The organism is Gemmatimonadaceae bacterium, from assembly GCA_036504815.1.
In the GTDB taxonomy this organism is placed as follows: Bacteria; Gemmatimonadota; Gemmatimonadetes; order Gemmatimonadales; family Gemmatimonadaceae; genus PNKL01.
Window position 1 is genome coordinate 1 of record DASXUN010000027.1, and the last position, 9,259, is coordinate 9,259.

Below are 9,259 nucleotides of genomic sequence, written 5' to 3' on the forward strand. Positions count from 1 at the left end.
GCCATCGTGACCCCGCGCTCACGGACCAGCCTGACCGCCTCCACCTTGAACTCCCGACTGTGCTTCCGCCGTGTTCGCATTTGACACCTCTCCGACCCAATGTACCTAAGGATGGTGTCCACCGAACCCGGCGCAGCTCAGCCTTCGACCAAGTCGAACGACTGCTTCAGGGCCACACCTGTCTTCTTGTCGACAGCATGCCGCGTCTCCCGACGCTGGTGGGACATCTCGGAGAGCCAGTTCAAGTCGTGCTTCAGGTGCTTCGCGACTGCGGTCGGAATCGCAGTGCGCTTGCCTTCCGAGTATGAGGATAGCGCGCACTCAATTCCTTGTGCCAACAGAAGGTATGTAAGCTCAGGCACGACCATAGCCATCGATGCTTGATGAAAGTCAGCGATCTGGTTCGTGACTTCCCCCGCGTCGCGCAGGGCGAACAAGGCCTTCACAGCGGACTCGAGAGGCAGCTTGGGCATGCTTCGATATGGAGACAGATATGACACTCTAGACCGAAGTGTCTGCCAGTCGTCCGTGGGTAGCACGGTCTCCGCGTTGGACGTCCAATCCGCAGGCGGACTCACGGGAGCCATGAATAGATCGTGGCCCCGCCCGCTCAAGGGCATTCCCGTTGCATAGATCCAAGCACGGTCAAGCGCTTCGGCGAGATAACAACCATGGATGTAGTGCACTCCATGATCCTCACGTTCCGGCAACTCTCGCGTGAGCGTAACGCGGTACGAGCCACAACGCATCGAGTCGAACCAGTAAACGTTCGGCGTATAGAACTCGCTGAGCGTCCATCCGTCGATTGTAGTCGAGTACGCGTCCGCGCTCCCGCTCACGAGAAGCTTGAGTTCGGGGGGCGAAATGCAGAGTTCACTGGACTTGGACATGAGACGGGACCTGCCACCTAACGACGATTAGACAGCGAATTATGACTGCACGCGGTGCGATAGGCTGCGGCGAGGTGCCTACCTATCACGCTGCGTTACGCCCAATATTCACCGCCGCAGGTCTTTGCGCCAGTTGATGTTGTACGCTCGACCGGCGATCAGGCGGCGGTGTGTTAGGCTGACCGGCGGGGTCTGCATAGCATGGGTGGAGGGCCGAGCCGCGTGCGGAGAGACCCCGTCACGCGCGCCGACGGCGCCCGGGATCAGCGTATCCAGTGGACTGCGAACCCCGCGCCCGCCACGGTTCAACACGTGCGTGTAGATCATCGTCGTCTTCACGTCGCGATGCCCCAGCAGTTCCTGCACGGTCCGGATGTCGTACCCGGCCTCGATCAGGTGCGTGGCAAACGAGTGCCGAAAGGTGTGACAACCGACGCGCTTGTTCAGCGCCGCGATGCGAACGGCATCGGCGACCGCGCGCTGAATCACCGTGGGATGCACATGATGACGCACCCAGTGTGACGTGGCGGGATCGCGGTAGAATCGCGAGGCAGGGAACACCCATTGCCATCGCGCATCCCGCACGGCACTCGGCGATTTCCTCGCGTGCGCGGTGGGGAGCATCACATGACCGCGTCCGGCAGCCAGGTCGCGCCGGTGCAGCACCCGCACGCGTTCCATCTGCACCGCCAATGGCTCAATGAGCGACTCGGGAAGCAGGGTCAGCCGATCGCGCCCACCCTTGCCTTGCCGCACCACCAGCTCGCGGCGGTCGAGATCCACGTCCTTCAGCCGCAACGCGCAGGCCTCGCTCAGCCGCAATCCGGCGCCGTACAACACCATCGCCACGAGCTGCGGCACGCCGCCCATCGCCTCGAGCACCAGTTGCGCCTCGTCGCGGCTCAGCACCGTCGGCACCCGCGCCGGGCGCTCGGCGCGCACCATCGTGTCCAGCCAGCCGACGGTGACGCCGATCACCTCGCGATAGAGGAAGAGCAGCGCCGCCAACGCCTGGTTCTGGGTGGATGCGGCCACCCGCCGCTCCGTGGCGAGATACGAGAGAAACGCGGTCAGCTCGGCCTCGCCCATCTGGCGCGGATGACGGCCACGGTGGAAACGCACATACCGGCGCACCCAGTCGGTGTATGCCGTGACCGTCCGCGGACTGGCATGCCGCAACGCCAGTCGTTCCATCATCACGTCGAGGAGTCGAGGGGCCGGCATAGCTCCACGCTGCATAGCGACGCGCTTCCATCCATCATCCTTTGATTGCGCGTGGAGGCGACCGAACGCGCCGAGGAACCGCACCAAGTCGCCACGCCACACCGCGACAACCCATCGCCGACTATCTTCCCGTCGTCCCCACCCAAACTCCCATGCCCGACGCCACCGACCGCGCCACCCTCCACCAGCACCGCGAACGCGGCGTCCCCGACGACGCGCCGGCCATCCTCGCCGCCGGCATCGTCGCCCACGTGGGCATCGCCGATGACCAGGGGCCAGTGGTCATCCCGATGACCTACCAGTACGACCCGGCCACTCCCGACACGCTGTACCTCCACGGCGCCCACAACAGCCGCCTGATGCAGGCGGTGGCATCGGGCGCCCCGGTCTGCGTCACGGTTACCCTCGTGGATGGCCTGGTCTACTCGAAGACCGCCCTCAACCACTCGGTCAACTACCGCTCCGTCGTCGCCTTCTGCCACGCCGCCGCCACCCAGCCGGACGAGGCGCGCAAGCGCGCTGTCCTCGACGCGATGATCGGCCGCTACTGGCCGGGGCGCGGGCCCGGCGCGGGATACGCCCCGGCGCCGGACGCCCACCTCGACGCCACCGCCTTCGTCGCCCTTCATATAGATGCGATGAGCGCCAAGACGCGCACCGGGGGCTCCAAGGGGCCGGACGATGATGACCCCGCCGTCCCCGGGACGGCCGGCGTGACGGCACTGCGAATCGGCTACTGACGAGGACCAGGAGCGGGACTCCGCAACACGCCCCAAGGCAGTAGTATTCTTGGGTTCCCCCTCTCGTTCATCGCCAACCCGCGTCAATCGTGTCCACCGACTCCCCCAAGCGCGACTTCATCCGCGACATGGTCGCGGCCGACCAGGCGTCCGACAAGTTCGGCCGCCAGATCTGCACGCGCTTCCCGCCGGAGCCGAACGGTTTCCCGCATATCGGCCACGCCAAGTCCATCTGCCTCAACTTCGGCCTCGCGAGGGAGTTCGGCGGGCGCATCCACCTGCGCTTCGACGACACCAACCCGTTCACCGAAGACATCAAGTACGTCGAGGCCATCAAGAAGGACATCCGCTGGCTGGGCTTCGAGTGGGACGCCGAGTACTACGCCTCCGACTACTTCGAACAGCTGTACGACATCGCCGTCCGGCTGATCGAGAAGGGGAAGGCGTATGTCGACAGCGAAACGGAAGACGAGGTGCGCGAGCATCGCGGCACCGTCACCACGCCGGGCACACCGAGCAAGTACCGCGACCGGTCCGTCGCCGAAAATCTTGATCTGCTCGCGCGGATGAAGGCGGGCGAGTTCGCCGATGGCGCGCACGTGCTGCGCGCCAGGATCGACCTCGCGCACCACAACATGATCATGCGCGATCCCATCCTGATGCGGATCGCCCACGCCTCGCACTACCGCCGCGGCGATGCCTGGTGCATCTACCCGCTGTACGACTTCGCGCACGGCCTGAGCGACGCCATCGAGGGCATCACCCACTCGCTCTGCACGCTCGAGTTCAAGGACAACAAGGAGATCTACGACTGGCTGGTGACCGAAGCCGGCTTCGAGAAGCCGCCCGAGCAGACCGAGTTCGCGCGCCTCGTCCTCGACTACACGGTCGTCAGCAAGCGGAAGCTCCTGCGCCTCGTCAACGACGGGCACGTGTCGGGGTGGGATGACCCGCGCCTGCACACGCTCTCGGGGATTCGCCGCCGGGGCGTCACGCCCGAGGCCATCCGCGCCTTCTGCGACAGCGTCGGCATCGCCCGCAAGCCGGCGCGCACCGAGATGTCGGCGTACGAATACCACGTGCGCAACGACCTCAACATGCGCGTGCCGCGCGTCCTCTGCGTGACGAACCCGCTCAAGGTCGTCATCACCAACTATCCCGAGGGCGACGTCGACGCGCTCGACGCCTCGTACTATCCGCACGACGTCCCGCTCACGGGATCGCGCAAGATCCCATTCGCGCGCGAGCTCTACATCGAGCGCGACGACTTCATGGAAGCGCCGCCGAAGAAGTTCTTCCGGCTCGCCCCGGGGCGCGAAGTGCGCCTGCGCTACGGCTACTTCATCACCTGCCAGGACGTCATCAAGGACGCCGCCGGTAACATCGTCGAGCTGCATTGCACCTACGACCCGGCCACGCGCGGCGGCAATGCCCCCGACGGCCGCAAGGTGCAGGGGACCATCCACTGGGTCTCGGCCGCGCACGCCATCGATTGCGAACTGCGCCTCTACGACACGCTCTTCACCGTCCCCGATCCGGACGGACTCCCCGAAGGGCAGGACTTCACGTCGGTGCTCAACCCGAACTCGCTCATCGTGGTGAAGGGGGCGAAAGTCGAGCCGAGCGTGGCCGCCGATCCGATCGGCACCCGCTACCAGTTCGAGCGCACCGGCTACTTCATCAGCGACGAAGACTCCAAGCCCGGCGCGCTGGTGTTCAATCGCACCGTGACGCTCCGCGATTCGTGGGCCAAGGAGGCCGCGAAGTCATGAATTTCCATATCGGCATCATGGGGAACCTCTTCTCCGGGAAGACGACCCTCATGAACGCCCTCGCCGCGCCGCCGTACCGGCGCGACCTGCAGCAGCTGATCGGGCACAGCGACACCTACGCCTTCTCCGAACGCGTGGACAAGGGCTCGCTCGTCGATGAATGCCTCGCGCTCTTCTACCAGGACCGCGTCGCGAACATCTTCCCCACCGAGACGGCCTTCCTGCACATGCGCACTTTGCAGCAGCGCGAGATCCGCCACCTGATGACGCGCGAGCAGCGCGGCGGCGGCGTGCTGATCCTCGAGGACCGCCCGTTCCTCGACGGGCCGGAAGTCTTCGTCAAGCGCATGATCGACGCGGGCGAGATGCCGGCCGCGCACGCGAAGCTCTACTACACGCAGCTGCACCAGACGATGCAGCACGACCGCATCCGCCTCCCCGACCTCACCGTCTACCTCCGCACCGAGCCGGCGCTCCTCGACAAGCGGCGCCTCACACGCGCCGCGGCGGGCGACGAATACGCGGCGGGAATCAGCCGCCAGTACCTCGAGGAAATCCACGCGGGTTACGAGCACCTCTCGGCCACGTGGCGCCGCACCCTGCGCAAGTACCAGGAGATCGCCATCGTCCCGCCCGACGCCGACATCGTGATTCTCCCGGCCGAGATCGACATGTACGAGCATCCCGATTACGTGCACGTCGCGGCCGGGACCATTCGCGAAAAGGTGCGCCGCATGATCGCCGCGCGGGAACTGGAACCATGAGCGCCACTACCGGCGCCAATAACGCGCCCGCCAACACAACGGCGCGCCGCGTCCTGGACGTCGCCGAAGACCCGAGCATCAAGCGCCACGAGATCGCGAGCCGCCTCACCAACGTCGAGCGGCGCCTCCTCACCTACCTGTCGCGCCACCAGACGCTGATCGCCTGCGTCGGCAACATCGGGGCGGGGAAGAGCTCGCTGGTGAAGCTGCTGGCCTACAGCACCGGAATGAACGCGCTCTTCGAACTTCCCGACGAGGGATTCGAGGACCACGTCCACAACAACGCCTCGCTCTACCCGCTCCTCGCCACCGCCAAGCACTCGGCCAAGCGCACCCTCGGCCGCTACTACGGCGCGATCAATGATTTCATTGCGACGCAGCAGGACGCGCCCAATGATGCGGCGGCGCTCGCGTCGGCGCGCAAGCACCTGCACCAGGCAGCGCTCGACATCCAGCACGCCTATCTCGACCTGCGCAAGATGCAGCTGCAGGCGATGCCGCACCTGCAGTCGAGCACGTGCATCGACGGCTCGCCGCTCGCCGACCGCTACGCGTTCTGCGAAGTGCTCCATCGCGACATGGACGAGCCGTATCTCACGGCCGAGTCGCTGCAGGTGATCGACAAACGGCTCGAGGAGGAGTTCCGGCCGCTCGTGCGTCCGGGGCTGCTCGTGATCCTCAAGAGTCCGGTGGAGAACCTGCTGCGCAACATCCGCGACCGGCAGCGCGACGAGGAGCACCCCGGCGACGATCTCCCCGAGGGGCTCGTGCGCCTGGTGCGCGCGCTCAACCCGCGCTACGACGCTTTCGTGGGCAACCTGCGCGCCGACGGCTGGTACGACGGCCCGGTGCTCGAGATCGACGTGAGCCGCATCGACTTCGTGTCGAACGTGCGGCACCTGATCGCCGTCTACGAGGGAATAGAGCGGCTGATCGTGCCCAAGGAGTTCCGCGGCTAGTCCCGTCCCCTCAAGCGCGAACGGCGCGAGGACACCCCGCGCCGGTCGCGCGCCCCCCTTACCGTGGGCGCTTCGCGGAAAGCCGCTCGAGCACCGCGCCGAGCTGCCGGATCTCCTCGCCGTAACGCGCCCAGTCGCCCTGCCGCTGCGCGTCCAGCGCCGCCTGGTACCGACGCTGTGCCTCGGCAATCGCCGACTTCGTGGCTTCGTCGACGCCACCCGCCGTCGGCGCCGCGCTGGCGGCGGCTTCGGCCATGGCCGCGGCGCCCATGCCTCGCGACGTGCCCACCGCGCCGCCGAACATGTCGGAGAGCGCCGCCTCGAGCGTCTCGCGCATGATCACCTGGTTCTGGTACGCCACCACCACGCGCTTCAGCTCGGGGATCATCCCGCCCTCGGCCTGCAGGTACATCGGCTGCACGTACAGCAGCGCCTTCTCGATGGGGATCACCAGCAGGTCGCCGCGGATCACCTGCGAGCCGCGCTGGTCCCACAGCGAGACCTGCCGCGAGATCTCGGTGTCCTGGTTGATGCGGTTCTCGATCTGTCGCGGGCCGAAGACGAGCGTCTGCCGCGGGAAGCGATAGACGCGCAGCTTCCCGTAGGAGGCGCCGTCGTTCCGCGCCACCATCCACGCGGCCAGGTTGTCCTTGCCGCGCGGCGTGAACGGCGCCATGTAGATGAACTCTTCGGCCTTCTCGTCCGGCAGCCGCATCACGATGTGGCGCATGAACGGCACCGGCTGGTCCTTGGTCGCCTCCACCGGCACCTGCCACTCGTCCTCGCGATTGTAGAACGTGGCCGGCGTGTTCATATGGTAGGTGACGTACCGGGCGGTCTGCGCGCGGAAGAGATCGTCGGGATACCGGATGTGCGCACGCAGGTCGGCCGGCATTCGGTCGATGGGCTGGAAGACGCCGGGGTAGATCTTCGCCCACGTCCGGATCAACGGATCGGCAGGATCGGCGACGTACGGCGTCATCGCGCCGTTGTAGGCGTCGATGACGATCTTGACGCTGTTGCGGATGTATGACGTGCCGTCGGCCGCGCGGAACGAATATGGATACCGCGTGGACACCGTGTACGCGTCCTGGATCCACTGCAGCGTCCCATTCTCGGCGACCACCAGATACGGATCGCGGTCGAGGCGCAGGAACGGGAAGGCCAGCTTGGCGCGCGCGACGATGTTCCGGTTGAAGAGGATGCGGCTCGCGCTGCCGATGTCGCCCGACAGCAGGATCTTGAGCGAGCCGAAGTTGGCGGCCAGCACCAGCCGCCGCAGGAAGTTCCCCGCCGCGACACCGCCCGTGCCATCATAGGTGCGGTAAATGTTCTCGTCGCCCGCGGGATAGTCGAACTCCTTCTGCTTCGTCTTCACGATCGCAAAGGCGTCGGTCAGTTCGCCGAAGTAGATCTGCGGCCGGCTGACCTTGATGGATCCCGTGGTCGCCGGCGGCAGGTCCTTCACGAACAGCACCGGAAGTCCCTCCTGCGTCACCTGGTTCACGGGGCTCATCGTGAGTCCCATGCCGTGGGTGAACGTGAGGTGCTCGTTGATGAAGGTGCGCGTCGGCAGCGACGTCACGTTCAGCTCACGCGGGGAGAGCAGGACCTGCCGGTAGCGCCCGTCAATCCAGTAGCGGTCGTCGTCGACCGAGATGAAGTCGTAGTAGGTGCGGATTTCCTGCAACTGGCCGAAGGTGCGCAGCAGCGGCTCGCGGTCCCAGAGCCGCACGTTGTCGATGGTCGGCGCGTTGGCGCGAATGCTGGCGAGTGTCAGGTCGCCCGCCTCGCCGCCGAGGTCGCGCACCTCGACGCTGTCGATACCCCACGCGCGCCGCGTCGCCGCGATGTGACTGGCCAGGTATGGCTCTTCGCGGGTCAGTTCGGTGGGGGCCACGACGAACTTCTGGATCAGCGCGGGCGCGATCGCCCGCCCGAGCAGCGAGAGCGCGAAGTAGCCAACCAGCGCCAGCACCGCATTGAAGCCCAGTTGGTGGCGCAGGCCACCCATGACGACCATCGCGGCGGCCACCAGCGCGCCAAACGCCAGCAGGCGGAGCGCCGGCAGCGTCGCGTGCAGGTCGGTGTAGCTCGCGCCGACGAGCGGCCCGGTAGTGGAGAAGAGCACGCCAGCGGCGTCCACGAACCAGAGCTGCAGCGCCCAAAGCACGAACATTGCCGCCAGCACGATCGCGAGATGCATCCCGGCATCGGGTTCGATGCGGAGCCGGCGCGGGGAGATCTCAATCTCGCCGCGCAGGAAGTACACCACGGTGATCATGACGAGCGTCAGGACCGTCAGGCTCGTGAGCACCGCGAGCACCGACGCCAGGGCCGGCAGCGTGAAGACGTAATACGCGACATCCCGGCCGAAGACCGGATCGGTCACGCCGAAGGGCGTCTGGTAGAGCGCCTGCAGCACCACGTCCCAGAGCGCGTTCGCGCCGGCGCCAATCAGCAGGCCGACGGCAATGGCGATCGGGCGGGCCAGCCGGTGCAGCAGCCCCCCGAGGTTGAACGATGAAATGTCCACGCCGGTGCGCTGCATCACGCGCACCGCGTCGGGCGCATCGCCGCGGGTGGCGATGGCCAGGTTGAGATGCACCAGGCCGCCGCTGGCGAAGGCCACCGTGAGGAAGAGCAAGAGCTTGGTGAGGAGCGTGCGGGTGAACAGCACGTTGAAGCCGAGCTCGCGGAACCACCAGTAATCGACCAGCATCCCCGTCGCCTGGGGGAGGAGCACCAGCGCGAAGAAGGCGAGGAGGGCGATCAGAAGGATCGGAGTGACGCGTCGGGCCACGGGTACCTCATTGTTGTCGCCGGCAGCTTTCCCGGCTCATTCCAGTATAGCATTTGGGTTCAGTGCGCGGCGGCACGCGACGGGGGGCGCTTGGACGAAATTCTCGC

General features: G+C 66.4%; 7 protein-coding genes. 4 read left to right on the forward strand and 3 right to left on the reverse strand.

Going from position 1 to position 9,259, the window contains the following annotated elements; genetic code table 11:
• Positions 1 to 137: 137 nt before the first annotated feature.
• Positions 138 to 473, reverse strand: coding sequence for a hypothetical protein (locus tag VGJ96_13555; protein HEY3288139.1), 336 nt, complete (start codon positions 471 to 473; stop codon positions 138 to 140).
• 525 nt (positions 474 to 998) lie between these two features.
• Positions 999 to 2,114 carry an integron integrase gene (locus VGJ96_13560; protein HEY3288140.1) on the reverse strand — a complete coding sequence of 372 codons (1,116 nt, stop codon included), beginning with the start codon at positions 2,112 to 2,114 and terminating at the stop codon, positions 999 to 1,001.
• A 152-nt stretch (positions 2,115 to 2,266) separates the two neighbouring features.
• Between VGJ96_13560 and VGJ96_13565 the strand changes: the two genes are divergently transcribed.
• The 4 genes from VGJ96_13565 to VGJ96_13580 all read left to right on the forward strand — a co-directional run bounded on the left by VGJ96_13565 (position 2,267) and on the right by VGJ96_13580 (position 6,349).
• Entirely contained in the window at positions 2,267 to 2,854 is a 588-nt protein-coding gene (locus VGJ96_13565; GenBank protein ID HEY3288141.1) for a pyridoxamine 5'-phosphate oxidase family protein, read from the forward strand.
• Between the two features lie 89 nt (positions 2,855 to 2,943).
• The gene (locus VGJ96_13570) at positions 2,944 to 4,626 is read left to right on the forward strand and encodes a glutamine--tRNA ligase/YqeY domain fusion protein (GenBank protein HEY3288142.1); all 1,683 of its coding nucleotides are present in this window, start codon (positions 2,944 to 2,946) and stop codon (positions 4,624 to 4,626) included.
• A complete protein-coding gene (locus VGJ96_13575) occupies positions 4,623 to 5,390 on the forward strand; it encodes a deoxynucleoside kinase (protein HEY3288143.1) in 768 nt (255 codons plus the stop codon). Before VGJ96_13570 ends, VGJ96_13575 begins: the two co-directional genes overlap by 4 nt.
• Entirely contained in the window at positions 5,387 to 6,349 is a 963-nt protein-coding gene (locus VGJ96_13580) for a deoxynucleoside kinase (GenBank protein HEY3288144.1), read from the forward strand. Before VGJ96_13575 ends, VGJ96_13580 begins: the two co-directional genes overlap by 4 nt.
• A 58-nt stretch (positions 6,350 to 6,407) precedes the next feature.
• Here VGJ96_13580 and VGJ96_13585 read toward each other — a convergent pair whose 3' ends face one another.
• Complete coding sequence (locus tag VGJ96_13585; GenBank protein HEY3288145.1) at positions 6,408 to 9,152, reverse strand: UPF0182 family protein; 2,745 nt, start codon at positions 9,150 to 9,152, stop codon at positions 6,408 to 6,410.
• Positions 9,153 to 9,259 lie beyond the last annotated feature (107 nt).

What these genes read in the sequence shown, in the direction of transcription:
- VGJ96_13555 (HEY3288139.1), bottom strand. Translation starts at nt 473, where the DNA reads ATGCCCAAGCTGCCTCTCGAGTCCGCTGTGAAGGCCTTGTTCGCCCTG.
- VGJ96_13560 (HEY3288140.1), bottom strand. Translation starts at nt 2,114, where the DNA reads ATGCCGGCCCCTCGACTCCTCGACGTGATGATGGAACGACTGGCGTTG.
- VGJ96_13565 (HEY3288141.1), top strand. Translation starts at nt 2,267, where the DNA reads ATGCCCGACGCCACCGACCGCGCCACCCTCCACCAGCACCGCGAACGC.
- VGJ96_13575 (HEY3288143.1), top strand. Translation starts at nt 4,623, where the DNA reads ATGAATTTCCATATCGGCATCATGGGGAACCTCTTCTCCGGGAAGACG.
- VGJ96_13580 (HEY3288144.1), top strand. Translation starts at nt 5,387, where the DNA reads ATGAGCGCCACTACCGGCGCCAATAACGCGCCCGCCAACACAACGGCG.